The sequence below is a fragment of the Pseudomonas sp. GW456-12-10-14-LB2 genome (assembly GCF_002884345.1).
Taxonomy (GTDB): Bacteria; Pseudomonadota; Gammaproteobacteria; order Pseudomonadales; family Pseudomonadaceae; genus Aquipseudomonas; species Aquipseudomonas paraglycinae.
This window is the reverse complement of record NZ_POHV01000057.1, coordinates 1-25,637: the sequence shown is the minus strand read 5'-3', so window position 1 is coordinate 25,637 and position 25,637 is coordinate 1. Positions and strand designations below refer to the sequence as shown.

At 60.7% G+C, this 25,637-nt stretch carries 27 protein-coding genes; 16 read left to right on the top strand and 11 right to left on the bottom strand.

Annotated features, from left to right (window positions below):
- A partial coding sequence (locus tag C1X29_RS29265; protein ID WP_158247907.1) for a hypothetical protein occupies positions 1-295 on the top strand: 295 nt, incomplete at its 5' end.
- An 85-nt stretch (positions 296-380) separates the two neighbouring features.
- Here C1X29_RS29265 and C1X29_RS26735 read toward each other — a convergent pair.
- Positions 381-764, bottom strand: a complete 384-nt coding sequence (locus C1X29_RS26735; protein WP_102718808.1) for a DUF6124 family protein — start codon at positions 762-764, stop codon at positions 381-383.
- 464 nt (positions 765-1,228) lie between these two features.
- Between C1X29_RS26735 and C1X29_RS26730 the strand changes: the two genes are divergently transcribed.
- From C1X29_RS26730 to C1X29_RS26715, 4 genes are all read left to right on the top strand, one after another.
- Positions 1,229-1,660 (top strand): DNA methylase, encoded by a 432-nt coding sequence (locus tag C1X29_RS26730; RefSeq protein ID WP_102718807.1) that lies wholly within the window; start codon positions 1,229-1,231, stop codon positions 1,658-1,660.
- Complete coding sequence (locus C1X29_RS26725; protein WP_102718806.1) at positions 1,657-2,388, top strand: DUF72 domain-containing protein; 732 nt, start codon at positions 1,657-1,659, stop codon at positions 2,386-2,388. Before C1X29_RS26730 ends, C1X29_RS26725 begins: the two co-directional genes overlap by 4 nt.
- 101 nt (positions 2,389-2,489) lie before the next feature.
- Positions 2,490-2,870 carry a RidA family protein gene (locus C1X29_RS26720; RefSeq protein ID WP_007955413.1) on the top strand — a complete coding sequence of 127 codons (381 nt, stop codon included), beginning with the start codon at positions 2,490-2,492 and terminating at the stop codon, positions 2,868-2,870.
- A gap of 125 nt (positions 2,871-2,995) precedes the next feature.
- Positions 2,996-4,984: a U32 family peptidase gene (locus tag C1X29_RS26715; RefSeq protein ID WP_102718805.1), complete on the top strand. Its 1,989-nt coding sequence runs from the start codon at positions 2,996-2,998 to the stop codon at positions 4,982-4,984.
- A 60-nt stretch (positions 4,985-5,044) separates the two neighbouring features.
- Here C1X29_RS26715 and C1X29_RS26710 read toward each other — a convergent pair whose 3' ends face one another.
- The gene (locus C1X29_RS26710) at positions 5,045-6,355 is read right to left on the bottom strand and encodes an MFS transporter (protein ID WP_102718804.1); all 1,311 of its coding nucleotides are present in this window, start codon (positions 6,353-6,355) and stop codon (positions 5,045-5,047) included.
- A gap of 416 nt (positions 6,356-6,771) precedes the next feature.
- Between C1X29_RS26710 and C1X29_RS26705 the strand changes: the two genes are divergently transcribed.
- Entirely contained in the window at positions 6,772-7,797 is a 1,026-nt protein-coding gene (locus tag C1X29_RS26705) for a GlxA family transcriptional regulator (protein ID WP_102718803.1), read from the top strand.
- Positions 7,798-7,818: 21 nt separating this feature from the next.
- Here C1X29_RS26705 and C1X29_RS26700 read toward each other — a convergent pair whose 3' ends face one another.
- Entirely contained in the window at positions 7,819-8,883 is a 1,065-nt protein-coding gene (locus C1X29_RS26700; RefSeq protein WP_102718802.1) for an alpha/beta fold hydrolase, read from the bottom strand.
- A gap of 211 nt (positions 8,884-9,094) precedes the next feature.
- The gene (locus C1X29_RS26695) at positions 9,095-9,289 is read right to left on the bottom strand and encodes a PLDc N-terminal domain-containing protein (RefSeq protein WP_041475233.1); all 195 of its coding nucleotides are present in this window, start codon (positions 9,287-9,289) and stop codon (positions 9,095-9,097) included.
- Positions 9,290-9,456: 167 nt separating this feature from the next.
- On the opposite strand from C1X29_RS26695, the gene C1X29_RS26690 reads away from it, so the two are divergent.
- The 4 genes from C1X29_RS26690 (at position 9,457) to C1X29_RS26675 (ending at position 11,959) form a co-directional block, all read left to right on the top strand.
- The gene (locus C1X29_RS26690; protein WP_102718801.1) at positions 9,457-10,293 is read left to right on the top strand and encodes an AraC family transcriptional regulator; all 837 of its coding nucleotides are present in this window, start codon (positions 9,457-9,459) and stop codon (positions 10,291-10,293) included.
- A 51-nt stretch (positions 10,294-10,344) separates the two neighbouring features.
- Positions 10,345-10,941 carry a LysE family translocator gene (locus C1X29_RS26685; RefSeq protein WP_102718800.1) on the top strand — a complete coding sequence of 199 codons (597 nt, stop codon included), beginning with the start codon at positions 10,345-10,347 and terminating at the stop codon, positions 10,939-10,941.
- A gap of 105 nt (positions 10,942-11,046) precedes the next feature.
- Positions 11,047-11,742 carry a tRNA (adenine(22)-N(1))-methyltransferase TrmK gene (locus C1X29_RS26680; protein WP_102718799.1) on the top strand — a complete coding sequence of 232 codons (696 nt, stop codon included), beginning with the start codon at positions 11,047-11,049 and terminating at the stop codon, positions 11,740-11,742.
- 52 nt (positions 11,743-11,794) lie between these two features.
- Entirely contained in the window at positions 11,795-11,959 is a 165-nt protein-coding gene (locus tag C1X29_RS26675; RefSeq protein WP_102718798.1) for a DUF2986 domain-containing protein, read from the top strand.
- Positions 11,960-12,001: 42 nt separating this feature from the next.
- Here C1X29_RS26675 and C1X29_RS26670 read toward each other — a convergent pair whose 3' ends face one another.
- Positions 12,002-14,386 (bottom strand): DUF3772 domain-containing protein, encoded by a 2,385-nt coding sequence (locus C1X29_RS26670; RefSeq protein WP_102718797.1) that lies wholly within the window; start codon positions 14,384-14,386, stop codon positions 12,002-12,004.
- Positions 14,387-14,544: 158 nt separating this feature from the next.
- On the opposite strand from C1X29_RS26670, the gene C1X29_RS26665 reads away from it, so the two are divergent.
- From C1X29_RS26665 to C1X29_RS26650, 4 genes are all read left to right on the top strand, one after another.
- Positions 14,545-14,886 carry a hypothetical protein gene (locus C1X29_RS26665; protein ID WP_085703749.1) on the top strand — a complete coding sequence of 114 codons (342 nt, stop codon included), beginning with the start codon at positions 14,545-14,547 and terminating at the stop codon, positions 14,884-14,886.
- 99 nt (positions 14,887-14,985) lie between these two features.
- A complete protein-coding gene (locus C1X29_RS26660; protein WP_102718796.1) occupies positions 14,986-16,242 on the top strand; it encodes a TolC family protein in 1,257 nt (418 codons plus the stop codon).
- Positions 16,239-17,486, top strand: a complete 1,248-nt coding sequence (locus tag C1X29_RS26655) for an efflux RND transporter periplasmic adaptor subunit (RefSeq protein ID WP_102718795.1) — start codon at positions 16,239-16,241, stop codon at positions 17,484-17,486. The genes C1X29_RS26660 and C1X29_RS26655 overlap by 4 nt, the downstream gene beginning before the upstream one ends.
- The gene (locus C1X29_RS26650) at positions 17,483-20,653 is read left to right on the top strand and encodes an efflux RND transporter permease subunit (protein ID WP_102718794.1); all 3,171 of its coding nucleotides are present in this window, start codon (positions 17,483-17,485) and stop codon (positions 20,651-20,653) included. Before C1X29_RS26655 ends, C1X29_RS26650 begins: the two co-directional genes overlap by 4 nt.
- 62 nt (positions 20,654-20,715) lie before the next feature.
- Here the strand turns inward: C1X29_RS26650 and arsH are convergent, their stop codons facing one another.
- The 6 genes from arsH to C1X29_RS26620 form a co-directional block, all read right to left on the bottom strand.
- A complete protein-coding gene (arsH, locus tag C1X29_RS26645) occupies positions 20,716-21,405 on the bottom strand; it encodes an arsenical resistance protein ArsH (protein WP_102718793.1) in 690 nt (229 codons plus the stop codon).
- A gap of 11 nt (positions 21,406-21,416) precedes the next feature.
- A complete protein-coding gene (locus C1X29_RS26640) occupies positions 21,417-21,887 on the bottom strand; it encodes an arsenate reductase ArsC (protein ID WP_102718792.1) in 471 nt (156 codons plus the stop codon).
- A gap of 9 nt (positions 21,888-21,896) precedes the next feature.
- Positions 21,897-22,244, bottom strand: a complete 348-nt coding sequence (locus C1X29_RS26635) for a metalloregulator ArsR/SmtB family transcription factor (RefSeq protein ID WP_064381911.1) — start codon at positions 22,242-22,244, stop codon at positions 21,897-21,899.
- Positions 22,245-22,429: 185 nt separating this feature from the next.
- Positions 22,430-22,993 carry a hypothetical protein gene (locus C1X29_RS26630; RefSeq protein WP_256584402.1) on the bottom strand — a complete coding sequence of 188 codons (564 nt, stop codon included), beginning with the start codon at positions 22,991-22,993 and terminating at the stop codon, positions 22,430-22,432.
- A gap of 25 nt (positions 22,994-23,018) precedes the next feature.
- The gene (locus C1X29_RS26625; RefSeq protein WP_102718791.1) at positions 23,019-23,639 is read right to left on the bottom strand and encodes a LysE family translocator; all 621 of its coding nucleotides are present in this window, start codon (positions 23,637-23,639) and stop codon (positions 23,019-23,021) included.
- A gap of 43 nt (positions 23,640-23,682) precedes the next feature.
- Positions 23,683-24,150 carry a metallophosphoesterase family protein gene (locus C1X29_RS26620; RefSeq protein WP_102718790.1) on the bottom strand — a complete coding sequence of 156 codons (468 nt, stop codon included), beginning with the start codon at positions 24,148-24,150 and terminating at the stop codon, positions 23,683-23,685.
- A 162-nt stretch (positions 24,151-24,312) separates the two neighbouring features.
- On the opposite strand from C1X29_RS26620, the gene C1X29_RS26615 reads away from it, so the two are divergent.
- Positions 24,313-24,867: a hypothetical protein gene (locus C1X29_RS26615; RefSeq protein ID WP_102718789.1), complete on the top strand. Its 555-nt coding sequence runs from the start codon at positions 24,313-24,315 to the stop codon at positions 24,865-24,867.
- Positions 24,868-25,117: 250 nt separating this feature from the next.
- A complete protein-coding gene (locus C1X29_RS29210) occupies positions 25,118-25,630 on the top strand; it encodes a hypothetical protein (protein ID WP_146023272.1) in 513 nt (170 codons plus the stop codon).
- The last annotated feature ends 7 nt before the right edge of the window (positions 25,631-25,637 follow it).

Sequence of the window (25,637 nt, the reverse complement as noted above, 5' to 3'; positions counted from 1 at the left end):
CTACAAGAGCAATACTACAATCAAAGGTGCATATGGCAGTCTGGATATAAATTCTGCCGATTCTGATTCAGGAAAGCTGGAAGGAAAACTCACGTGTGGTTTTCCTGAAACAGATGGCATGCTAGAGAGTGCATGGTTTCAGGCAAATCCTAATGGAGGCGCAAATGTGACATTCAAGGTTAAAAGCATTCAGTATAATCTAGTTGTTCCGGATAATAAGTATAAATCCATGGATGGGGCAATGAGCGAAAACGGTTCATCTAATCCTATATCATTCATTCACCCTCATCGATAACGGCGCAAAGCAAAAGGGGGCAGATTTATTTAATCGTCCCCTTTTGATGTTATGTGGTAGCGAAGGTAAGCTTCGTTGCTGCAGATTATTCCGTCGGCACAACGTTATCCAACACCTGATTCACCGCCAGTTCCGCCAGCATCACGATCTGCGCGATGCCTTGCGCGGTTTTGCGGTGGGGGCCTTCGAGGAGGTCGACGAAGTTGTTGAGCATGACGTTGGCTGAGCCCAGGGTTTCGACGGCGTCGGCGAGCAGGGATTCGTTGTTGCTGGCCGGGTTGGCCTGGTAGAGGCGGTTGGGGGAGTAGGGCGCGGCCATCATGTGGGCTGAGATCGGGCCGAGGTGGTAGTCGAGGGCGCGGTTGGCGGCTTCGTTGAATCTCTTGGAGTCAGGGCATTCGTAGGGGGACGTTGGGTCGGTGATGCTGGACGGTTCGGTGACCGGAGGATTTGGCGTGACTTTGAACATGTTCATTCTTTTCCTGTTTTGAAGCCGCCAGACCCGAGCTACTAAACAGGGGTGGTGGCAGCTGTGCGCAGGTTAGTAGACCGGGGAAAAGAAGAAAGCCGGCGTGCCCGGGGGCACCCTACGCACAGCCACCATCAAATACAGGTATGGGAATACCTGACTGACAGACACTTGTGCACTCTTCAAATACCAACGGGCTACTAAACCCGATCACTGCAAATCAGTGACCCGATCCAAGTTACCGGCCGACCCCAAGGCGCACAAGCCGGCGGATTCTGGCGCAGCGGTAGGCTCTGGCGCAAGGATTTGTAGGCATCCGGACGCATTCCGACATGTCTTTAAACGGCGTGATTCAAACCTGTTTATCGATCATCGCCCGACGAGGAGAAACCTGACGCTTTAAGCTCCAAAACCATTCGTCGCCAGCCCCGCACTCATCACGCCGCCCCTCGCTCAAAAGCTGCATGACCAAAACCATCAGCGCCAAAGACTTGCATATCAGCCTCCACCCTTTGAGCGAATCAGCCCTTTTCAAATGGCTGCTCGCCAGTTTCCTGATGGGCAAACGAATCCAGGCCGAAATTGCCGCCGAAGCCTATCGAGTGATCGTTGAACGACACCAGCGGGATACGCCGCGCAAACTGGGCCATTGCACCCATCGCGAACTGGTGCGGATGCTCGGCCAGGCGCATTACGTGCGTTACGACGAAACCACCGCCGAGCGACTGCTCGCGCTGGCTACCAAATTGAATGAAGAATATGCCGGGCGGGTAATGAACATGGTCGAGGCGAGCGCCGACCGCCAGGACTTTGAAAAGCGTTTGCAAGCCTTCGACGGCATCGGCCCGAAAACCGTGGAAATCTTTATGCGCGAAGCGGGCAAGGTGCTGTTTTGAGTGCGTCGTCGATCTTCATTGGTTGCGCGGGTTGGAGCCTGCCCCGCGAATACTGGCCGTCATTTCCGGAGCAGGGCACCCACCTGCAACGCTACGCCGGACAACTCAATGGCGTGGAAATCAACAGCTCCTTCTACCGTCCGCACCTACGCCAAACCTACGCCCGATGGGCCGAATCGGTGCCGGACGGATTTCGCTTTTGCGTGAAGGTGCCCAAGTCGATCAGCCATGAGCGGCGCCTGCGGGACTGCGAACAGGAGCTCGATGCATTTCTTGAACAGTGCTCGGGGCTGGGCGATCAACTGGGTTGCCTGCTGCTGCAGTTACCGCCGTCGCTGGCGTTCGACGAAGCGCTTGCGGAGGCGTTTTTCATCGCGTTGCGCCAACGTTATTCCGGGGCTCTGGTGGTTGAGCCGCGCCACGAGTCCTGGGCCGCCGCCGAACTGCTGTTGATGGCGTATCGCATCGCGCAAGCGGTGGTCGATCCCTCGCGAATCAGCACCGATGCGGTTCCGCGCGGCTGGCCCAACGTGCGTTATTGGCGGCTGCACGGTTCGCCGCGCATCTATTACAGCCCCTATGACTCGGCGTATCTGGAAAAGCTCGCCAGCGATTTGCGGGTGGCGGCTGTCGATGGCGTCGACATCTGGTGCATCTTCGACAACACCGCCAGCGGCGCGGCAATCGGCAATGCGCTGGAACTGCGGCGGATACTGGCGCACAGCTGACACTCGATGTCTGGTCTTCCAACCGGCGAGTGTGTCTGTAAACTGGCCGCCCGAAACGGCGCGCGATGGCGCCGTCCTCACTGCCAGCGAAGGACTTTCCCATGGCCAACCAAGACATCACCTACACCCCGGACCCGGATGCAGACTCGATCTCTTCGGACGTGACCGAATTCAACGGCATCCTGATGTCGACCCAGATTCCGACCCGTGCCGATGGCAGCCTGGAACTGGGCGACGTCACCGCGCAAAGCGAATGCACCCTGCAGGCGCTGAAAGTCGCGCTGGAAAAGGCCGGCAGTTCGATGGACCGCGTGTTGCACCTGACCATTTACCTGACTGACATGGCTGATCGCGCTGCGTTCAATGAGGTGTACAAGCGCTACTTCGCCAAGCCATGGCCTGTTCGCGCGGCGGTTGGCGTGGCGGCGCTGGCGGTTGAAGGGATGAAGGTGGAGGTGACTGCAATGGCCGCGAAGGCCTAAGTTTGCGGTTCGGTAGGGCAGCTCTGCACTGAGCAGGGCTGCCACCCGGCAGCACAGGCGTGCCGCCCACGCGTTTCGCGGCTACAATGCGCGCCTCGACCGTGACAGCCTGACTAAAAAAACATATGTCCTTGCCCAAACATCACCTGGAACTGCTCAGCCCCGCCCGTGACGTGGCCATCGCCCGCGAGGCCATTCTGCATGGCGCCGACGCGGTGTACATCGGCGGCCCGAGCTTCGGTGCGCGCCACAACGCGTGCAACGAGGTGAGCGAAATTGCCGAACTGGTGGAATTTGCCCGTCGCTATCACGCGCGCATCTTCACCACCATCAACACTATCCTGCACGACAACGAACTGGAGCCGGCGCGCAAGCTGATCCATCAGTTGTACGACGCCGGCGTCGATGCGCTGATCGTCCAGGACCTGGGCGTGATGGAGCTGGACATTCCACCCATCGAGCTGCACGCCAGCACCCAGACTGACATCCGCACCCTTGAGCGGGCCAAGTTCCTCGATCAGGCCGGTTTCTCGCAACTGGTACTGGCCCGTGAACTGAACCTCAAGGAAATCCGCGCAATCGCCGATGAAACCGATGCCGCCATCGAGTTCTTCATTCACGGCGCGTTGTGCGTGGCGTTTTCCGGTCAGTGCAACATTTCCCACGCGCAGACCGGGCGCAGCGCCAACCGGGGCGACTGCTCCCAGGCCTGCCGTCTGCCGTACACCCTGAAAGATGAAAAGGGTGGCGTGATCGCCTACGAAAAACACCTGCTGTCGATGAAGGACAACAACCAGAGCGCCAACATCCGCGCGTTGGTCGAGGCCGGTGTGCGTTCGTTCAAGATCGAAGGTCGCTACAAGGACATGGGCTATGTGAAGAACATCACCGCCTATTACCGCCAGCGCCTCGACGACGTGCTCAACGATCGTCCGGACCTGGCCCGCGCTTCCAGCGGCCGCACCGCGCATTTCTTCATGCCGGACCCGGAAAAGACCTTCCACCGTGGCAGCACCGACTACTTCGTCAGCGAGCGCAAGATCGACATCGGCGCGTTCGATTCGCCGACCTTTACCGGTCTGGCCGTGGGCGTGGTCGAGAAAGTCGGCAAGCGTGACATGCAGGTCATCACCCACGAGCCGCTGTCGAACGGCGACGGCCTCAACGTGCTGGTCAAGCGCGAAGTGGTGGGTTTCCGCGCCAACATTGCCGAAGCCAAGGGCGAGTTCGAGGAAGAAGGCGAGAAGCGCTACCGCTACCGCGTCGAGCCGAACGAAATGCCGGAAGGCCTGTACAAGCTGCGCCCGAACCACCCGCTGAACCGCAACCTCGACCACAACTGGCAGCAGGCCTTGCTCAAGACCTCCGCCGAGCGTCGTATCGGCGTGAGCTGGCTGGCGAAACTGCGTGAAGAACGTCTGGAACTGACCGTGACCAGCGAAGAGGGCATCAGCGCCAGCGTCGCGCTGGACGGCCCGTTCGGCGTTGCCAACAAACCGGAACAGGCGCTGGAGACCTTGCATGACCTGCTCGGCCAGCTCGGCACCACCGAGTACCACGCGACCTCGATCAAGCTGGATGCGCCGCAAGCGTTCTTCATCCCGAACTCGCAGCTCAAGTCGTTGCGCCGTGAAGTGATTGAAGCGCTGACCGCCGCCCGCGTTGCCGCTCACCCGCGCGGTTCGCGCAAGGCCGAGACCACGCCACCGCCGGTGTACCCGGAAGCGCACCTGTCGTTCCTGGCCAACGTCTACAACCAGAAGGCCCGCGACTTCTACCACCGTCACGGCGTGAAGCTGATCGATGCGGCTTACGAGGCCCACGAAGAGGCGGGCGAAGTGCCGGTGATGATCACCAAGCACTGCCTGCGGTTCTCCTTCAACCTGTGCCCGAAACAGGCCAAAGGCGTGACCGGCGTGAAAACCAAAGTCGCGCCGATGCAGCTGATTCACGGCGATGAAGTGCTGACCCTGAAGTTCGACTGCAAACCGTGCGAGATGCACGTGATCGGCAAGATGAAGGGCCACATCCTGAATCTGCCGCAGCCGGGCAGTGTGGTGGGGCATATCAGCCCTGAGGATCTGATGAAAACGATCCCGCGCGCGCCGCACTGATTCAGAGGCAATAAAAAACCGGTGACGAAAGTCACCGGTTTTTTTATGCCCGCCAGAAACTCAACTGGCTTCGTAGCGCGATCCTGTTGGCGGCGCCGCTTCGCCGCTCAACGCATCGACCATCGGCGGATGGTCCTGCGCCGCCTGACGCAGATCCTCGGTCACCCGCAGCTCGGCGCCGGTTGGCGAGAAGGTCGCCGCTGCTGCGAACGGTGCCGGATTGGCCGGCACCGGTCGCTTGCCGCGACGCCAGAAGAAGAACGTCACCATGGCCAGGTTGACCAGTGCGAAGGCCCAGAACAAGCCGGTTTCGCCATGGGCGTTCATCGCCGGGGAGATCAGCAGCGGGCTCATCGCCGAGCCCAGCGAATTGATCAGCAGCATGCCCTGAATCATCGGCACCAACGTTTCGACCGGCGCACGGTCGGCCGCATGGCTGACCGCAACCGGGTACAGCGCGAACACGCCGCCACCCAACAGGAACAACATCGCCGCGAGCATGGCCGAGGACAGCGGCACCAGCACGATCACCAGCGACAGCACGGTGCACGCGGCGCACAGCACGGTCAGCACTTGCAGGCGATCCTTGCGGTCGGACCAGCGCCCGACCGGGTATTGCAGGAGCATCGCGCCGAGGATCGTCCAGGCCATCATGCTGCCGACTTCGCCGACGTTCAGACCGATGCGTTGCAGGTACAGCGGCAGCAGGGTGTAGATCGCCGCGATGGTGACGCCGGAGCCGAAGCAGCCGACCAGTCCGGTGGGCGATACGCCCAGCAAGGCCCGTGGTTTGAGCGGTTCGACCTGTTCCAGCAATGGCGACACACGCGGCAGGATCACGATCGGCAGCACTGACAGGGTCGCGAGCATGCCGGCGACCATGAATGGCGCAGTGTCGCCCAGGCCGGTGATTTTCCCCAAAAACGCCTGACCCAGCACGCCGGCGCCGTAGAGAACGATCATGTACAGCGCCAGCAGACGGCCGCGAATCTTCGCGTCACCGGCCAGCAGCAGCCAGCTCTCGATCACCAGAAACACACCGACCGTGGCCCAGCCGTTGATCAGACGCAGCATGACCCAGCCCCAAGTGTCATAAAACAGCCCTTGCAGCAGGATGGTCGCGGCGATCAGCGAGGCGAAGCTGCTGTAGGCGCGGATGTGGCCGATGCGCAGGATCAGCCGGTCGTTGAAGATCGCGCCCAGGGTCAGGCCGATGAAATAGGCCGAGGACACGATGCCGATCATCGTCGCCGATTCGCCGGCAGCACCCAGGCGCAGGGTGGTCAAAGAAGACAGAAAGCCGTTGCCCAGGGCAACAATGAATAGCCCGAGCAGGGGCGCCAGCGCCATGGCCAGCAAACGCGGTGTCATAAAAACCTCAAGTGATCGAACAGCGGAACGTGCGCCTCTGCGCATGCGAGTGCCAAGCCGAAGTGTGTTGAAGACAAACGACCGCCGAACGGGCAGGACGATTGAGCCAGGCACGCTTCGTGGAAGTGGCCGGCTGTTCAAACCTGAGGGTTGTCATGGCTGCGGGCAGGCGCCGGTCGGGCGACTGCAAGAGGAGGCGCGATTTTAAGCCTTGTGCAGCGTTTGCCAAGGTGCCGGGCCTGCGACGTTGGGACGCAGGCTCGCTCGTTTCAGCACTGATCGCGCTGATCGTTCCCACGCAGAGCGTGGGAACGATCAAGGTCAACGGCGTGGGAGCGATCTCTGGATGGGTACATGCGTCGTTTGCGAGTAATTTGCTGCGGCGCCAGTTAGCATGGCGCCATAACAACGAAACGATGGATCCCACCTTGATCGAACGACGCCAATTCAGCGGTGGCATGAAGGGCAAGAACCTTCGCTACCTGAACGAGCCCGCCAGCGGGCCGGGACGCATGACCCGTACAGGGTTCGTGCTGCTGGAGCATTTTTCCCTGCCGGCCTTCACCCAGGCGCTGGACACCCTGGTCACCGCCAATCTGCTGCGCCCCGGACTGTTTTCCACGCGAACTTTCGGCCTCAGCGACGGCGAAGTGATCAGCGACCTGGGGCTGGTGATCCGCCCGGACTCGCGTCTGGAAACCAGCGTGTTGCAGGAACTGGATTTGCTGGTGATCTGCGGCGGTTACCGCACGGAACTGAAGGCGAGCGACGAATTCATCAACCTGCTGAGAATGGCCGCCGAGGCGGGCGTGATACTGGCCGGGTTGTGGAACGGCGCGTGGTTCCTGGGTCGGGCAGGGGTGCTGGAAGGCTACCGCTGTGCGATTCACCCGGAGCATCGGCCGGCGCTGGCGGAGATTTCCAAGGCGACCCAGGTCAGCAGCGAACCCTACGTGATCGACCGCGACCGGCTGACCGCGTCCAGTCCGTCCGGCGCGTTCCACATGGCCCTGGACTGGATCAAGGGCCTGCACGACAAGGCGCTGGTCGAAGGCATCGAAGACATTCTGGCGTTCGAGGAATCGCGTTACCGGCGGATCAAGCCGACCGAGAACCTCTGCGTCAGCGCGCCGTTGCGTGAGGTGGTGAAGCTGATGGACGCCAACCTCGAAGAACCGCTGGAGCTGGAACAACTGGCGGTCTATGCCGGGCGTTCCCGGCGTCAGCTGGAACGGCTGTTCAAAGAACAACTGGGCACCACGCCGCAGCGTTATTACATGGAACTGCGCATCACCGAGGCCCGGCGTCTGCTGCAACACACCGAGCTGTCTCAGGTGGACGTGCTGGTGGCCTGCGGGTTTGTGTCGCCGAGTCATTTCAGCAAGTGCTACAGCGCCTATTTCGGTTATCGCCCATCCAAAGAAAAACGGCTCGTCAAATGACGAGCCGTTCGGCGTGCTGCTTCAGAGTTGATCGGCGTCGATGATCGCCTGAGCGAAGGCTTTCGGGTCTTCCTGCGGCAGGTTGTGGCCGATGCCGCCGTTGATCAGGCGGAACTGGTATTTGCCGGTGAAGCGTTTGGCGTAGTCCTCGGGGGCTGGGTGCGGCGCGCCGTTGGCATCGCCTTCCAGGGTGATGGTCGGCACGCTGATCGACGGCGCGGTGGCGAGTTTCTGTTCCAGTGCCTCGTACTGGCTTTCACCTTGCACCAGGCCCAGACGCCAGCGGTAGTTGAACACGGTGATCGCGACGTGATCCGGGTTCTGCAACGCCTTGGCGCTGCGGTCGAAGGTGGCATCGTCGAAGGCCCATTTCGGTGACGCCAGTTGCCAGATCAGCTTGGCGAAGTCATGGGTGTTCTTGGTGTAGCCCGCCTCACCACGGTCGGTGGCGAAGTAGAACTGATACCACCATTGCAGCTCGGCCTTGGGCGGCAGCGGGTTCTTGCCGGCGGCCTGATTGCCGATCAGATAACCGCTGACCGAGACCAGCGCCTTGACCCGCTCCGGCCACAGCGCCGACACGATGTCCGCCGAACGCGCGCCCCAGTCGTAGCCGCCGAGCACGGCTTGTTTGATCTTCAGCGCATCCATGAAATCGATCACGTCACTGGCCAGCGCCGCCGGTTGACCGTTGCGCACGGTCTTGTCGGACAGGAAGTGCGTGTCGCCATAACCCCGGGCATACGGCATCAGCACCCGATAACCCTTGGCCGCCAGCAGCGGCGCGACGTCGTCGTAGCTGTGAATGTCGTACGGCCAGCCGTGCAGCAGAATCACCACCGGGCCATTGGCCGGGCCGGTTTCGGCGTAGGCCACGTCCAGCAGGCCAGCCTTCACGTGTTTCAGCGGGCCGAAGGGTAGATCGGCCTTGACGCTGGCGGCTTCGGTCTTGACCGGATCGGGCGTTGCGGTTTGTGCTTGGGCGAAGGCGCCGAATTGCAGCAGCGCGGTGGCTAGAATCGACAGGCCCAGCAGGCGGCGACGGTTTTTTCCAGTGTGGACGGCGGTGTGCAGTGCAGGCTTCATGGCAAGTCTCCTTGGTAATCGGTGAGGGCAGGGCGTTGGCTGAACCCTTCGAATCTGGAGCCCATTAAAGACTGGCCACGTATCTGCGCTGTTTCCGTTTTCGTTGGCTGATGCGCGGGCATGTATCCGGGAGGCGTTCGTACACACTGCGATACAAACCAGCGGCCAACAAAAAGCCCCGAATGTTCGGGGCTCCTGCTTGCCTTGGGCTTCAGGCCTGCGTGACGTGCTTGGGCCCGGCCAGCGCCCAGGCGATCAGCCCGAACAGCGGCACAAACACGATCAATACGATCCAGACGCCTTTGTTACTGGCTTTCCCCTCACTCTTGCGCACCCGGTTGATCGCCCACAATTCAATGAGCAAAAGAACGACGGCCAGTACGATCCACGTGGTTTCAATTTGCATGAGCTACCTCCTGATGGTCTTTGGCTTAGGCGGGGCGTGACACTCAGGGTTCATTAAATTTGCTGGATGGCCTGCCTGGCTCACGTGCACAAATGTTCTAAACCCATCGGCAAAGTCGCGGTAACGTAGACGTCCTTGACGAACAACCACTGCCTTCGGAGCCTTGCGTGGACAAACGCAACTGGATCGACTTGTCTCAGGATGCCGACACCGGGATCGAGTCGATTCGTGCCCATTTCCAGGGCCATGCCTACGATCCGCACTGGCACGACAGTTTTCTGGTGGGCGTCACCGAGCAGGGCGTGCAGCAGTTTCATTGCCGGCGCGTGCGCCATCTGAGTACGCCGGGCAAGATTTTCATGCTGGAACCGGGAGAGATCCACGACGGGCACGCGCCGACGGAGGAGGGCTTCACCTATTCCATGCTCTACCTCGACCCGCACTGGCTGGAGCGCGAATTACGGGTGCTGTTCGAGCATGCGCCGGACAACAGCCAGCTCGGGTTCACCGATACCCTGAGTCAGGATTCGCGCTTGTCCACGGCCATCAATCAGGCCTTCAACGCCCTGCATCAAGGCGACTTGCGCATCGTGCGCCAGACCGCCATCGACACCTTGCTCGGTTCGCTGACATCGCATCTCGACTGGCGCAAGCGCCAACCGTTCGATCCGCGCCTGCCACGGGTAGCGCAAGTGGCGCGGGACTATCTGCATGCGCACGCCTTCGAGGACATCGGGCTGGACGACGTGGCTCAGGCCTGCGGGGTCGATCGCTTTCGTCTGACCCGTGCATTCAAGGCCGCTTTCGGGCTGGCGCCACACGCCTACCTGATTCAGTTGCGCCTGGCCCGCGCCCGGCAGTTGCTGGCGCGTGGCGAAACACCCGCCACCGTCGCCAGCGCCCTCGGTTTCGCCGATCAAAGCCATCTCGGGCGCTGGTTCCGCCGTGCCTATCACCTGACGCCGGCGGATTACCGCAAGCGCTGCTCAAACCTTCCAGACTGAACCCCGCGCAACCGCGACCATGGTCTCCTGTTTTGATTCGGGAGTCCTGTCATGGAATCGTTGCTGCCTTTTCTGCTGTTTTCCTTCGTTGCCTCGATCACTCCGGGGCCGACCAATATTCTGGTGATGAGCCACAGCTCGCGGCGCGGTCTGACGGCCACCGTGCCGATCATCTTCGGTGCCTGTGTGTCGGCGGCGCTGGTGGTGTTGGTGGTCGGCCTCGGCGTGGGGGAAACCTTGTTGCGCTATCCCCTTGTGCAACAGGCGATGGCCTGGGCCGGGGTGTTGTGGCTGAGCTGGCTGGCGTGGCAGATCTTTCGCAGCACGCCGCCGTCGCTGGACTCGGCGACAGCGGCCGATGACGGCTTCAGTGTATTCGGCGCCGCCGGCCTGCAATTGATCAATCCCAAAGTGTGGATGATGGCCGTGGCGGTGGTAAGTGTGTTTGGCGGCAACGGCGACGACAGCGCGCGGATGCTGCTGTTGTCGGCGGTTTTTCTAATGGTCTGCCTGCCGTGCATGACGGCGTGGGCGCTGCTGGGCATGGGCAGTGCGCGGTTCTTTGGCTCGCCACGGGCATTGCGGCGCATGAATGCCGTGCTGGCGGTTTTGTTGTTGCTGTCGGCTTGGTTGGCGGTGTTGTTCTAGGCGTCGCGATTGGTCACATAAATTTGAATTGCCAGCCGTTGCCCCCCAGAATCGCGCCCCGATCCGGCCACCAGTGCCGGGCGTTCAGAGTGAAAGGGGTTGCGGTTGAACGAACAGACATTGTCCATGCGCCTGGAGCGGGTGGCGGCGCACGTGCCCGCCGGTGCGCGGCTGGCCGATATCGGGTCGGATCACGGCTACCTGCCGGTGGCACTGATGCGCCGTGGCGCGATCGCGGCGGCGGTTGCGGGCGAGATGGCCGAGACGCCGTTCCGTTCGGCGCAACGCACCGTGCGCGAAAGCGATCTTGAGCAACAGATCACCGTGCGCTTGGCCAATGGCTTGATGGCCGTCGAGCCGGCGGACGGGATCACGGCAATTACCGTGTGCGGCATGGGCGGTGAGACCATCCGCGACATTCTTGAGGCCGGCAAGGCGCGCCTGAGCGGCCGCGAGCGCCTGATCCTGCAACCCAACGGTGGCGAACAACCGCTGCGCCAATGGCTGATGGACAACGGGTACCGCATCCTCGTTGAGGAAGTCTTGCGGGAGAACCGCTTCGACTACGAAGTCATCGTGGCCGAGCGGGGCGGGCCGGTTTCCTATACCGCCGAGGAACTGTACTTCGGACCGCTGCAGTTGCAGGCGCGCAGTCCTGCGTTTGTCAGCAAGTGGCAGCATCGGTTGCGACACAAGCAGCAAACGCTGGCTCATTTCGGACGGGCGCGGCATGGGGTATGCGAGCGGAAGGTGCAGGATCTGAAGCAGCAGGTGCAGTGGATCACTGACGTGCTGGGGTGAAGCAGGCCCAACGCTGATATCATTCAACAACTTTCAAGCAGGCCAAATCACCATGAACCGTCAGAAAAAACTGCAGCAGCTCTTCAAGGAAAAATCCAGAAAGGCCAACGCCAAACTGGCACCCAAGAGCAACAAACCGAAGTACATCAGCAAGGCGGATCGCCTGAAACTGGAAGCTGAAGTGGCTACAGAGTCGACTGACACCACTGAGGCCTGATCAGGAGGCGCGCAGCGGTACAGATTCCCATCAGGTTTTTCCTCAGGTACTCGGCGGCTTCGCCAGCTCAATCCCCGCCGCCCCCAGCCGCTTGAGAATCTCGAACAACAGATCACTCTTGGTCGTCCCGACAATCCTAGGGCTGGCGACATACCCGGTCACCGTCAACGTAATCCCGTCCGGCGTCAGTTTGCTGAAACGTACGAACGGCGCGGGTTTTTCGAGGATGGTTTCGTGTTCCTTGTAGGTGTCGAACAGCAGGTTCTGCACCTGTTCGGGATCGATATCCAGCGGGAACATCAGTTCCAGCGTCGCCACGCCTTGGGCGCTGCCGCCGAGGGTGACGTTGCGCAGGTTCTGCGAGATCAGTTGCGAGTTGGGCACGATCACGATCGAGCGGTCGCTGAGCTGGATCTCGGTGGCGCGCACGTTGATCCGGCGGATGTCGCCCTCGACGCCGCTGATGCTGATCAGGTCGCCGACCTTGACCGGGCGTTCGGTGAGCAGGATCAGGCCGGAGACGAAGTTCTTCACGATCTCCTGCAAACCGAAGCCGATGCCCACCGACAGGGCGCTGACGATCCACGCCAGGTTGGTCCATTGCACGCCCAGTGATGACAGGGTCAGCAGGATAACCACCGCATAACCGATGTTGGAAAACAGCGTGCTGAGCGAGGCGCACATGCCCGGGTCCATGTCGGTCTTGGGCAGGAATTCGTTATCGAGCCAGCGGCGCAGGGCGCGGATCAGGTAGATGCCGATCAGCAGCGCCAGCATCGCATTGAGCAAATGGCCGGGGACGATGTTCAGTTTGCGCAGGCCGGCACCGCCGAGGATCGTGCCGATGTTGTTGGCCAGTTGGCCGAGGGTGGTGCCGATCCCGCCGACGAACAGGGTGATCACCGCCAGCAGCAACAGCGCAGCCCGACCGAAACCGGCCAGCAGGGTCGAGGCCTGTTCGAGGCGCCGGTCGCCGACCCCCAGCAGCTGTTTCAGCGCCTTGCCGCTGGAGTGGCGGGGCGAGAAGAAGTATTCGCAGCTGTCCTTGAGCAACTGCATCAGCAGGTAAAACCCGGAAAACACGATAAACGCCCACACCAGTTCATAGGTGATGAACCGCGCCAGCGATACGTAACCCGTGAGCAGGGCGCCGAACGACAGCACCATCGCCAGGGTGGCGATGGTGTAAACCACCCCGGCAAAGGTGTTGCCCGCCACTTGGGTGTCACCGGCTGCGGCCAGTGTTTTGCGCAACCTGCCGACGCGCATCAGCAGCGTTGTGACGATACCGAGCACCGCCAGCGCAATGATGCCTCTGCCTGCGAGCACGATCTGACTGCTCATGCCGGCGGCATTGCTGACTTGCACCGCCGTCACCAGCACCAGCAGCGTTGCGGCGAGGATCCGCGCGTAGGGATGCAGCGCGAGCGCCACCGGGTCAGCCACCGCCGGCAGTCGCCAGGACGGATGCTCGGTCGAGAGCAACGCGCGGCTGAGCCCCGTGATCAGCACGCAGGCATAAACCACTTTCCCGAACTCATCGGAAAATGTCGCCAGCATCGGCGGCAACGGCACATGGCGGGTGCAGGCGTAATAGAGCAGTTGCAGGGCAATGGCGGTGGTCGCGAGAGTCGCCAGCGCCGAGGCGAACGCCAGCGAACTGCGGCGCAGTCGACCCTCCGGCATACGGTGAATGCACACCCACGCCAGCCAGCGGTCGGCCAGTCGCCGACCCAGCGTCCAGACGACGAAGGCCAGTACCACCAGCAGGGCGGTGTAAAGTCGCTGACCCGGTTGCCAGGCTTCGGCGCCGGTCTGTTGCACCTGATCGACGAAAGAGCGCAGACGCTGGCGGTCATCCGCCGACGGATTGACAAGGGGAGCCCAGAAGCCGGGATTCAGAATGCTGTGGGTGCTGAGCGTCAGCTCGCTTTCGAGCAACGTGCGGCGGATACCGGCGATCTGGGTGATCAGCTCCGTGGCGTTTTGCTTGAGGGTGGCGAGATTCTTCAACGCCGTATCGACTTTGGTTTTCTGCTCGATCAACGTCGCCCGTTGCGCCGCGATATCGGCTTGTTCGGCAGCGACCGCTTCGGCCGGCGCGGCACCGAGTACGCCCAGTTGCACAGTCAATTGCGCCTGCTGCGGCAACAGCGAGGCCGATAGCCGATCGATGTCCAGAATGAACGTCTGCACCCGATCCTGCGGGCCTTCGAGCTGGTTGTAATTGTTGGCGGACGAGATCTGCTGCTTGAGGCCGTCGAGGCGCTGTTGCAAGGCCTGCAGATCGCTTTGCGTGACGCCGGGGAGCGGGGCGCCGGTGCTGACATCCGGTGTGCCGGACACGTCGGCGGCCGACACCGCCACCAACCCCGAACCAAGCAGGATCAGAGCGATGAACATCAATGACTTCAATGCATTACGCATGGGACTGGGAGATTCCGGTTGATCACACAAACATTGAGGTTAGGTGATGGGGCGCCTGCTGCATCATTTTTTGCTGCTAATCCTGGCTTAATGCGTGTCCGGTGAGATCGCTGGGCAGCCGATTGTAGGCGCCCGTTTTCACGACTAGACTCCCGGCCATGAAACGCTATCTGCGGTTTTGTCTCGTTTTCCTGATCAGCCTGGCGCTTCCCCTCAGCGGGATGGCGGGCGTGCAGGCACCGACAGAACCGTGCCCGATGCAAACCATGGGCATGGCGATGATGGACGGCATGAACATGGATTGCTGCAAGGACATGAAGAGTCCTGCCGACCATGGCTCCCCCTGCAAACCCGGCCAGGAGTGCAAGACCGGCGGCCTGCTGCAAGTCGCGATCCTCAAGCCGCCCGTTACCGTTTTCAGCCCTGTCACGCATTCGTTCTTCAGTGATTCCCTGCCGCTAGCGGCCCCGTCCGGGGTCTGGCGACCGCCCCGCACCTGATTCCTGTCCCCCCTCGAAGCTCATTCCGCCCAGGCGGAGTGATTTGGCTGTGCGCGTGTTTTTCGCCGCGCGCAGTGGACGATCACAGGAATCGTAACCATGACATTCAAGTGCAATTGCACGGGTTGGCCTCTTGTGGCCGGCCTTGCGGCAAGCGTGCTCGCGTGGCCGGGTTTCGCCGCCGCGCTGACACTCGATCAAGCGCTGCGGCTGGCCGAAAACAATGCGCCGTCGCTGACCGCACAAGATCAGAAAATCCAGGCCGCCAGCAGCGCGGCCATTCCGGCGGGTGAGTTGCCCGATCCCAAGTTGTTGCTCGGTTTGCAGAACTACCCCGTGGGCGGCCCGGATCGCTGGAGCGTCGATCAGGACTTCATGACCATGCAGATGGTCGGTTACCGGCAGGAGATGCCCAACGCAGACAAACGCAAGGCGCGCATCGAAGTTGCCGACGCCGCTATTGAGCGCGCGGCGGCCGAGCGCCGTGTCGAGCGTTTGAAGGTGCGTCAGGCGACGGCGCTGGCGTGGATCAGCGGCTATTCGGTCGAGCGCAAAGAAGCGTTGTTCCAGGACTTGTTCAAGGAAAACCGTCTGCTGAGCGAGATCGTCCGGGCGCAGATTGCCGGTGGCCGCGCGCAACCTGCCGACGCGGTGACGCCTAAGCAGGAAGCGGCCCGACTCGCCGAGCAACAGGACAACCTGACCCTCGAGCGCACCCAGGCCCGAGCCGCGCTCAAACGCTGGATCGGCACCGCCGCCAACGACAAGCCCGAGGGCGGTTTGCCCGTGTGGCCGGTCGATGCCTCGACCTTCAATCATCAACTGCAACACCATCCCGAACTGGCTGCTTTCGCCCCCATGACCCGCGAAGCCCAGGCCAGGGTGCAAGAGGCGGTGTCCGAGAAAAAGTCCGACTGGAGCTGGGAGGTGGATTACCAGCATCGGGGGCGCGAGTTTGGCGACATGGTTAGCGTGCAGTTTTCCTGGGATCTGCCGCTGTTTCCCGAGACGCGGCAGAACCCGAAAATCGCCGCCAGACAGGCCGAGGTCAGCCAACTGCAAGCCGAGCGCGAGGCCCTGTCCCGCGAGCACACCGAACAACTGGAAAACCAGTTGGCCGATTACCAGCGCCTCAATCGGGCCGTACGCCGCACCGAAGAAAGCCTGGTGCCGCTGGCCAGAGAGAAAGTCGATCTGAGCCTGGCCAGTTATCGCGCCGGCCAGGGCGATTTGAATGCGGTGGTCAGCGCCCGCCTCGAACTCATCGAGGCCCGCCTCAAACAGATCGACATGGAAGAACAACGCGCGCTGACCGCTGCGCGTCTGCATTTCGCTTATGGGGAGACCAGCTTGTGAACCGTAAACAATGGAACGGCGTGTGGCTGGCCGGCCTCGCGCTGGCGGTGGGCGTGGGTGGCGGTTACGGATTGGCTTATCAGCGAATGAAGGGTGTGCCGGCTTCAGCCCCAGCGCCGAGCACCGAGCCCAAGGCCTTGTATTGGTACGACCCGATGTACCCGCAGCAAAAGTTCGACAAACCGGGCAAGTCACCCTTCATGGACATGCAACTGGTGCCCCGATACGCCAGCGGCGGGGAGGGCAGTGCGACCGTCAGCATTGATCCGGGGCTGAGTCAGAACCTCGGTCTGCGTGTAGCGCCGGTCAGTCGCGGCGCCTTCACCTCAAACCTCGATGTGAGCGGTGTGCTGGGGTTCAACGAGCGCGATGTCGCGGTGATCCAGGCGCGCACCAATGGGTTTGTCGAGCGAGTCTACGCCCGAGCGCCGGGGGATGTGCTGACGGCTGGCGCGGCGTTGGCCGATATCCTCGTGCCGGAATGGACGGCGGCCCAGAGCGAGTTTCTGGCGCTCAGACGCAGCGGCGATGCCGACCTGATCGCGGCGGCGCGCCAGCGCTTGCGGCTGACCGGGATGCCGTCGAGCCTGATTGCTCAAGTGGAGCGCAGCGGCAAGGTGCAGTCCGAACTGACGGTCACCAGCCCTTTGGGCGGTGTGCTGCAAGCACTCGATGTGCGGGCGGGCATGACCGTGGCGAGCGGTGAAACCCTGGCGCGGGTCAACGGGCTGAACAGTGTCTGGCTCGCTGTGGCGGTGCCGGAATCGCAGACCGGTTCGGTTGCCGTGGGGCAGGCCGTCGAAGTGCGCCTGCCGGCCTTTCCCGGCAGAGTTTTCAACGGAGCGGTCAGCGCGATTCTGCCGGACACCAACGCAGACAGCCGCACCCTGCGCGTCCGGGTCGAGCTGGCCAATGCCGATGGCCACTTGCGGCCGGGGATGACGGCGCAAGTGCGGCTGAGTCGATCAACCGGGCAGAGTCAATTGTGGGTGCCGAGTGAAGCCGTCATCCGCACCGGCAAGCGGGCTTTGGTCATGCTCGCCGAAGACGCGGGGCACTATCGCCCGGTGGAGGTTCGGCTCGGCCAGGAAAGCGCCGGCAGAACGGTGATCCTCGACGGCTTGGCAGAAGGGCAGAACGTCGTGACGTCCGGCCAGTTCCTGCTCGATTCCGAGGCCAGCCTCAAGGGCATCGTCGCCGAGCCGCTTGAAACGAGCGGGAACGTTTCGGGGAGTCAGCCATGATCGCCGCGCTGATTCGCTGGTCCGTCGCCAATCGTTTTCTGGTGCTGCTGACAACGCTGTTCGTCACGGGCTGGGGCGTGTGGTCGGTGCAGAGCACGCCGATCGATGCGCTGCCGGATCTGTCGGATGTGCAGGTGATCATCCGCACGCCGTATCCCGGACAGGCGCCGCAGATTGTCGAAAATCAGGTGACCTATCCGCTGACCACCACCATGCTCTCGGTGCCGGGGGCGAAAACCGTGCGCGGTTATTCGTTCTTCGGTGACAGCTTCGTGTACGTGCTGTTCGAGGACGGTACCGATCAATACTGGGCGCGCTCGCGGGTGCTGGAGTACCTGAGCCAGATCCAGAGTCGATTGCCGGTCAGCGCCAAACCGGCGCTGGGTCCGGATGCGACCGGCGTTGGCTGGATCTATCAGTACGCTCTGGTGGATCGCAGCGGCGGGCATGATCTGGCGCAGCTTCGGGCGTTGCAGGACTGGTTTCTCAAGTTCGAGCTCAAGACCCTGCCTAACGTCGCCGAGGTCGCCACCGTCGGCGGCATGGTCAAGCAGTATCAGGTGCAGCCCGATCCGGTGCGGCTGGCCAGCCTCGGCATCACCCTGGCGCAGGTGCGCGAAGCCATCGGCAAGGCCAATCAGGAAACCGGTGGCGCGGTGCTGGAAATGGCCGAAACCGAGTTCATCGTACGGGCATCGGGCTACCTGAGAACCCTTGATGACTTTCGGGCGATCCCGTTAAAACTCGGTGCTGGCGGGGTGCCGGTAACTCTCGGCGATGTCGCAACGGTTCAGACCGGGCCGGATATGCGCCGGGGCATCACCGAGCTGGACGGCCAGGGCGAAACCGTCGGGGGCGTGGTAATCCTGCGCAGCGGCAAGAACGCCCGCGAGACCATTGCGGCGGTCGCGGCCAAACTCGATGACATGAAAAGCAGCCTGCCGCCCGGCGTGGAGATCGTCACCACCTACGATCGCAGCAAGCTGATCGATCGCGCCGTGGAAAACCTCAGCCACAAACTGCTCGAAGAGTTCATCGTCGTCGCGCTGGTGTGCGGGATCTTCCTCTGGCATTTGCGCTCTTCGCTGGTGGCGATCATTTCGTTGCCGGTGGGCGTGCTGATCGCCTTCATCGTGATGCGTTATCAGGGCTTGAACGCCAACATCATGTCGTTGGGCGGGATCGCCATCGCCATTGGTGCGATGGTCGATGCGGCGGTGGTGATGATCGAGAACGCCCACAAGAAAATCGAAGCGTGGCACGCGGCCAATCCGGGGCAGGCGCTCAAGGGCGAGCGCCATTGGCAGGTGATGACCGACGCGGCAGCGGAGGTGGGGCCGGCGCTGTTTTTCTGTTTGCTGATCATCACGCTGTCGTTCATTCCGGTGTTCACCTTGCAGGCCCAGGAAGGGCGGCTGTTCGGTCCGCTGGCGTTCACCAAGACCTACGCCATGGCAGCAGCTGCGGGATTGTCGGTGACGCTGGTGCCGGTGCTGATGGGCTACTGGATTCGCGGGCGGATTCCGGATGAACGCCACAATCCGCTCAACCGCTGGTTAATCCGGATCTATCAGCCGGCGCTGGATGCGGTGTTGCGGCGGCCGAAACTCACTCTGCTGGTGGCATTGCTGGTATTCGTCAGCGCGGCCTGGCCGATTTCGCGGCTTGGTGGCGAATTCCTCCCACCGCTGGACGAGGGCGATCTGCTGTATATGCCTTCGGCCTTGCCGGGTTTGTCGGCGCAAAAAGCCGCGCAACTGTTGCAGCAGACCGACCGTCTGATCAAAACCGTGCCCGAGGTCGAGCACGTGTTCGGCAAGGCTGGCCGCGCGGAAACCGCCACCGACCCGGCACCGCTGGAAATGTTCGAAACCACGATCCAGTTCAAGCCCCACGATCAATGGCGCCCAGGCATGACCCCGGAAAAACTCGTGGAAGAACTGGATCGCGTGGTGCGCGTGCCGGGCCTGACCAACATCTGGATTCCACCTATCCGCAATCGCATCGACATGCTCGCCACCGGGATCAAAAGTCCCATCGGCGTGAAAGTCGCCGGCAACGATCTGGCCCAGATCGACGCCGCGACCCAGGCCGTCGAGCGGGTGGCCAAAGGTGTGCCCGGCGTCAGTTCGGCACTGGCCGAGCGCCTGACCGGTGGCCGCTACATCGACGTGGATATCGACCGCAACGCCGCCGGCCGCTACGGGCTGAACATCAGCGATGTGCAATCCATCGTTGCCGGTGCCATTGGCGGGGAAAACGTCGGGGAAACCATCGAAGGGCTGGCGCGGTTTCCGATCAACATCCGTTATCCACGAGAGTGGCGTGATTCGCCCGGCGCCCTGGAGCAATTGCCGATCTACACGCCTTCCGGCAGCCAGATCACCCTCGGCATGCTGGCGAAGATCAAGGTCACGGACGGCCCACCGATGCTCAAGAGCGAGAATGCCCGGCCGTCCGGTTGGGTGTACATCGACGTGCGCGGGCGGGACATCGCTTCGGTGGTGGCCGATCTGCGTCGCGCCGTCAATGAACAGGTGAAATTGCAGCCCGGTATGAGTCTGAGCTATTCGGGGCAGTTCGAGTTTCTGGAACGGGCCAATGCGCGGCTGAAACTGGTAGTGCCTGCCACGCTGCTGATCATCTTCGTGCTGCTCTACCTGACGTTTGCTCGCTTCGATGAGGCGCTACTGATCATGGCCACATTGCCGTTCGCATTGAGCGGCGGTGCGTGGTTCCTGTATTTGCTGGGCTACAACTTGTCGGTCGCCACCGGTGTGGGCTTCATTGCGCTGGCCGGGGTTTCGGCCGAGTTCGGCGTGATCATGCTGCTCTACCTGAAAAACGCCTGGGCCGAGCGCGAAGGCCTCGGCGACCACTCTGAACGTGGACTGGTCGCGGCGATTCGCGAAGGCGCTGTGCAACGCGTGCGCCCCAAGGCGATGACCGTGGCCGTGATCATCGCCGGCCTGTTGCCGATTCTGCTGGGCAGCGGCACCGGCAGCGAAGTCATGAGCCGCATCGCCGCGCCCATGGTCGGCGGCATGGTCACGGCGCCGCTGTTGTCCCTGTTTGTCATACCGGCGGCGTATCGCCTGATGCGCCGTCGACGGTTGCCCGCTGAAAACAAGTCACCTCAAAGCGACGATGCTTCCATCCAGCCGTAACCCGGCGACGAAAAAAACCGGTGCGAACGTTCGCACCGGTTTTTTATTGTGAGGTCTGGTCATCAGATCGAGCGCTGATTGACCCGCTGCATCAATTCCTCCGCCGATTCCTTACGCTCGGAATAACGATCCACCAGATCCGGCCGATCACGCAGCAACAGCGTGAACTTCACCAACTCTTCCATCACGTCTACCACCCGGTCGTACAGCGCCGAGGGTTTCATGCGGTTGCCTTCGTCGAATTCCAGATAAGCCTTGGGTACCGATGACTGATTGGGGATGGTGAACATGCGCATCCAGCGGCCCAGTACGCGCAGTTGATTGACCACGTTGAACGACTGCGAACCGCCGCAGACCTGCATCACCGCCAGGGTCTTGCCCTGAGTCGGACGGACCGCGCCAAGGGCCAGTGGCACCCAGTCGATCTGCGCCTTGAACACCGCCGACATCGCGCCGTGGCGTTCCGGCGAGCACCAGACCTGGCCTTCCGACCATTGCATCAGCTCAAGCAGTTCCTGGACTTTCGGGTGATCGCCCGGCGCATCGTCCGGCAGCGGCAGGCCGGAAGGATTGAAGATCCGCGTCTCGGCACCGAAGTGCTCCAGCAAGCGGGCGGCTTCTTCGACCAGCAAACGGCTGAAGGAGCGCGGGCGGGTCGAACCGTACAGCAACAGGATGCGCGGCTTGTGCGCGTCTTCGTCACGCGTGGTTGTTTGAACCAGTGAAGGATCGAGGTTGGGCAGGTCAGTCATGTCGGCTCCGGTTACAGCGTGCTGATGCGGTCGAGCTCGCGCTTGAGGGCATCACGGTCAAGTTCGGCGAAGGGCAGGGCGAGGAAGGCCCGGCAGCGGGTTTCGATTTGGGCGAGGGTGGCGAGGAAAGCGGCGTCGATGGTGTCTTCATCACCGCGCACATCCGATGGATCCTCCAGCCCCCAATGGGCTTTCAGGGCCGGGCCGAAGTACACCGGGCAGGCTTCACCGGCGGCCTTGTCGCACACGGTGATGACGATGTCCGGCGGGTTGTCCTCGAAGGCCTCGTTGCCCTTGCTGCTCAACCCGGCGATGGAAATGCCGGCCGCCTGCAACGTGGTCAGGCTGCGTGGCAGCACCTGGCCCTTGGGGAAGCTGCCGGCGCTGACTGCTTCGAAACCGGCCGGCGCCAGATGGTTGAACATCGCCTCCGACAGAATGCTGCGGCAGCTGTTGGCGGTGCACATGAATAAAACTCGCATGGTTGATCCTCAGCAGCAGGCAGACGTATTGAGCGGGCGATCGCCCATGGCCGCCAGCCGCGCGCTGTTTTCTTCCAGCCAGGCGGTGTTGGCGGCGAGCGTGGTTTCAAGCAGCGTCCGAATCCATGCCGGCAGATCAGGGTTGAGCCGGTAATAAACCCACTGTCCCTGACGACGATCCAGCAACAGACCGCAGGTGCGCAGTTGCGCGAGATGGCGGGAGATTTTCGGCTGACTGTCGTCCAGCGCGCAGACCAGTTCGCAGACACACAACTCACCTTCACGGGTGATCAGCAGCGTGGCCCGGGCGCGGGTTTCGTCGGCGAGGCATTTGAAAACGGAGGCGGGGTTGAGCATGACGATGCCTTGGGTACATATGGTTGTCCGAATATACGGATGTTCATATGTGTTGGGCAAGTCTTCTGTTTGATGTCTTTTCCGCGAGGGTGTCAGAGAGGATCAAGCAAGGTAATGGGCCTGCTTGTCATGCAGTGGGCGAGCAGTGGCGAGCGTCCGTTTGACTGCTGCCAGTTCCGAACCGGTCAGAAGCGTGCCGCCCAGTTTGCAAAAAACACCGCCGGATCGATGTGCAGCGAAAACAGGCCGATGATCTCGTTCCCGATGACTTTGACGATCAACTCCATGAACGCTTCATGCGGTGTGAGGGCGTTCAGATAGGTGAACTCCTCAACGGTAGCGCTGCCAGCCCAATTAATTTCATCCCAGGCCAGACGATCCAGGTGTATGAAGCTCTGCTGCCCCTGCAAATCCTCCGCAAGCGCTCGCAATACACTCACAAACAGCTCACGGTTCAGGATTTCGAGTTCGTATCGACCACGACCTGAGGGAGCAATGCCGACGACTCTGGTAGTCAGGAGATAGCTCTGCGTAATCTCAGATGGCTGCTCATCCCAGCCATTCAGATCGGAAATGGGCGGGCACCAAATGACCTGGAGGGTTTCACCAACGGTGATTGGCTCGTGGTAATCAAACCGGGCCAGTGCGCGCTGACCGACACTTGGCACGAGGTCGTTCAGGTCAAGAATCGGGGCGCTGTAATCGATGCCGGAGTCTTTTGACCAGAACGTCGGGAAACAGATTTTCATGGATTGATAGTGATCCTTCAGGCCTTTAGCGCTTGCTGAATGCCAACCGCGCGGCGAACAGCACGAAAATCATCCCGGTGGTGCGATCCATCCAGCGAATCACCTTTTCCCGCCGCAGAAAACCGGACAACGGCTGCGTCGCGCCAATCAACACCAGCGACCAGATCAGCCCGAGCACCACGTGAATGCTCACCAGGCCGAACGTCCACGGCACCAGCAGCTGGCCTTGCGGAATGAACTGCGGCAGAAACGACACGTAGAAAATCCCGATCTTCGGATTCAGCACATTCCCCAGCATGCCCTTGAAAAACCAGTTCGCCCCCGGCTTGCCGTCGGCCTCGGCCGGTGCCAGCGAACGGCGAGGGCGCAGCAGCATGTTCAACCCCAGCCACGCCAGATATGCCGCGCCGCAATACTTCAACAGGTTGTAGGCCAGCTCCGACACTGCAATCAACGCCCCCAACCCAAACGCCACCGCCGCGCCCCACAACAGACAACCGGCATTGATCCCCAACGCCGCACGCAAGGCCTGCTGCTTGCCCTCGACGGTGGCGGTGCGCAGCACCAGCGCGGTGTCGAGACCGGGCGTCAGGGTCAATAGTGTGGCGGCGAGTGTGAAGGCGAGGAGGTTGTCGGCGATGGACATGGTGCGTGGGTTCCCTGTTCTGGATGCGGGAACGGTAGCGGTTTCAGGCAGGGGGATCCAGCAGGGAAACCAGGCGCGGTTCGATGCGGTCGGGTTGTATCTCGAGGATCGCCAGCGTGACCGGCAACTTGAAACGCCGAGGGCCGGCGCTGCCGGGGTTCACGTAGAGACGGTCACCGCGCCATTCGATGCGGGGTTTGTGGGAATGGCCGGTGATGATGAGCCTGATGCCCGGATCGAGATCAGCGGGGACATCGGCGATGTCGTGGACGAGGAGAGTAGACCAGCCATAGAGGGTGAAGGTCAAAAGGTCGGGGAGGTTTTCGGCCCATTGGCTGTTGAGGTCGTTGTTGCCGCGCACGGCGTGAACGGGGGCGATTTTGGCCAGTTGGGCGAGGATTTCCGGGTTGCCGATGTCGCCGGCGTGGATGATCTGGTCACAGCCCTGGAGCGCGGCGAGGGCTTCGGGGCGGAGGAGGTTGTGGGTGTCGGAGATTAGGGCGGTTTTCATGAAATCCATCCATAAGGTAAGCCGAGTTTAAGTAATGACGTTTGACCAGCGGCGCAAGAGCAACCCGGCCTTTGATGAAATTTTGAGATGTGGTAGCGTTGTGCCATTCTTGGCTTGTATGGAGCAAGTAAGATAATAATCAAACTACGGAAAGTATTCTAAATGGGAAATATTTCTTTTCTAACTGGTAGCGGTTCTGGCTCGCCTCCAACCATTGGCGAATCGATCTATCAGCTGGAAAATACTTCAGTTCTATTTCTAACTGCTTGGCAGAGGACACCAATAGACTACCCACGTGCTGCGCGTGCCAGTCAGGAAGCAATGTTGTATTTAGATCACATTGTTAACGAAATTATGAGAACTAGGGACAAAGTGCAATCTGATGGCTGCTATACCGGCTCCCTCTTGGAGGTTCAGCTCAATATTGCAAGGGCACTTTCAGTTTCGCCTGTAACACGAGTGCAGCAAGATAGTCTTTCTGCTCTAGGTGCGGGCAATGGAATGCTTCCATCTGCGGGGCTCCCTCTTACTATGGAGAAATTGTTGAATAAAATAAAGCATCGAAGAGTTACGTCCGCTAATTTCAGGGTTGGTGCTGCTGGTGAGCATGTTTTTTTAATAGGTGTAGATAAACCTAATCGGTTGCCTGATTCTATTGTTGAATTTGTAGTTGGTGATTTTTGTGAGCATTGCAGGGAAATTGCAGAGCTTATTTAGAAGCTCATTTGGTTTCGATTTTTTTACAAAAAAAGGCGGAGCCGATCTGGAAGGGTGAACTGAAAGATATATGTTTTTATCTGGTGGTTCTGAAATAGGGGCTGCTAAGCCGTGTGAGGAGTAGTGTTTCACCTGTCGCTACCTTCGAGATAATACATTTTTCGAACGATTGGATGTAAGGTCAATACGAAAAAGTACTGTGCTAGTACATGAAGTTTTTGAGCAAGCAACCTTAGGCAAGGACAGCATAATGCCCAGCTTTAAACAAATTGAAAACGTGTATACCCTGTTGTCTTATAAAGACTATTATGGTGCAAAAAAAACACCTGATGAGATTCTGGGGTCAAATGTTTCCCTGGAAACACTTTCCCAAATATCAATTTTGTCATTTTTGAGTAGTGAGGAAGGAAAGTTTAGAGCTTGGGCAAAGACAGAGCTGTCTCCTTCGGTGATTAATAATAAAAAACTTGATGATCGCCATGTATATGGAAGGGCGCAGGTCTTGGAGTGTTGGAAACTGGTTCTTATTCAAGCAAGTCGTTCTCTAGCTCCGAAAGAAAAAAGTGGTTGTTCGCTTAGTATGCTGCATGAGCTACTAACGCATATCAATGATTATGAGGTTCTGGAGGATGGTTATCAGTATTTTATAAAGTCCGCTATCACTTACGCTAGGGATGATTTTAAGTATAAGCTTTATCGCGCGCACAAGATTTTTATTGAAGGCAAAAGTATTGATCGGTATGTTCAGTTATTTCAGGGTTAGTCTGGAT

Coding starts and splice junctions, on each gene's coding strand:
- C1X29_RS26735 (WP_102718808.1), bottom strand. CDS start 764: ATGTTCAAAGTCACGCCAAATCCTCCGGTCACCGAACCGTCCAGCATC.
- C1X29_RS26730 (WP_102718807.1), top strand. CDS start 1,229: ATGACCAAAACCATCAGCGCCAAAGACTTGCATATCAGCCTCCACCCT.
- C1X29_RS26720 (WP_007955413.1), top strand. CDS start 2,490: ATGGCCAACCAAGACATCACCTACACCCCGGACCCGGATGCAGACTCG.
- C1X29_RS26715 (WP_102718805.1), top strand. CDS start 2,996: ATGTCCTTGCCCAAACATCACCTGGAACTGCTCAGCCCCGCCCGTGAC.
- C1X29_RS26710 (WP_102718804.1), bottom strand. CDS start 6,355: ATGACACCGCGTTTGCTGGCCATGGCGCTGGCGCCCCTGCTCGGGCTA.
- C1X29_RS26705 (WP_102718803.1), top strand. CDS start 6,772: ATGGATCCCACCTTGATCGAACGACGCCAATTCAGCGGTGGCATGAAG.
- C1X29_RS26700 (WP_102718802.1), bottom strand. CDS start 8,883: ATGAAGCCTGCACTGCACACCGCCGTCCACACTGGAAAAAACCGTCGC.
- C1X29_RS26695 (WP_041475233.1), bottom strand. CDS start 9,289: ATGCAAATTGAAACCACGTGGATCGTACTGGCCGTCGTTCTTTTGCTC.
- C1X29_RS26685 (WP_102718800.1), top strand. CDS start 10,345: ATGGAATCGTTGCTGCCTTTTCTGCTGTTTTCCTTCGTTGCCTCGATC.
- C1X29_RS26675 (WP_102718798.1), top strand. CDS start 11,795: ATGAACCGTCAGAAAAAACTGCAGCAGCTCTTCAAGGAAAAATCCAGA.
- C1X29_RS26670 (WP_102718797.1), bottom strand. CDS start 14,386: ATGCGTAATGCATTGAAGTCATTGATGTTCATCGCTCTGATCCTGCTT.
- C1X29_RS26665 (WP_085703749.1), top strand. CDS start 14,545: ATGAAACGCTATCTGCGGTTTTGTCTCGTTTTCCTGATCAGCCTGGCG.
- C1X29_RS26660 (WP_102718796.1), top strand. CDS start 14,986: ATGACATTCAAGTGCAATTGCACGGGTTGGCCTCTTGTGGCCGGCCTT.
- C1X29_RS26650 (WP_102718794.1), top strand. CDS start 17,483: ATGATCGCCGCGCTGATTCGCTGGTCCGTCGCCAATCGTTTTCTGGTG.
- arsH (WP_102718793.1), bottom strand. CDS start 21,405: ATGACTGACCTGCCCAACCTCGATCCTTCACTGGTTCAAACAACCACG.
- C1X29_RS26640 (WP_102718792.1), bottom strand. CDS start 21,887: ATGCGAGTTTTATTCATGTGCACCGCCAACAGCTGCCGCAGCATTCTG.
- C1X29_RS26635 (WP_064381911.1), bottom strand. CDS start 22,244: ATGCTCAACCCCGCCTCCGTTTTCAAATGCCTCGCCGACGAAACCCGC.
- C1X29_RS26630 (WP_256584402.1), bottom strand. CDS start 22,993: ATGAAAATCTGTTTCCCGACGTTCTGGTCAAAAGACTCCGGCATCGAT.
- C1X29_RS26625 (WP_102718791.1), bottom strand. CDS start 23,639: ATGTCCATCGCCGACAACCTCCTCGCCTTCACACTCGCCGCCACACTA.
- C1X29_RS26620 (WP_102718790.1), bottom strand. CDS start 24,150: ATGAAAACCGCCCTAATCTCCGACACCCACAACCTCCTCCGCCCCGAA.
- C1X29_RS26615 (WP_102718789.1), top strand. CDS start 24,313: ATGGGAAATATTTCTTTTCTAACTGGTAGCGGTTCTGGCTCGCCTCCA.
- C1X29_RS29210 (WP_146023272.1), top strand. CDS start 25,118: ATGCCCAGCTTTAAACAAATTGAAAACGTGTATACCCTGTTGTCTTAT.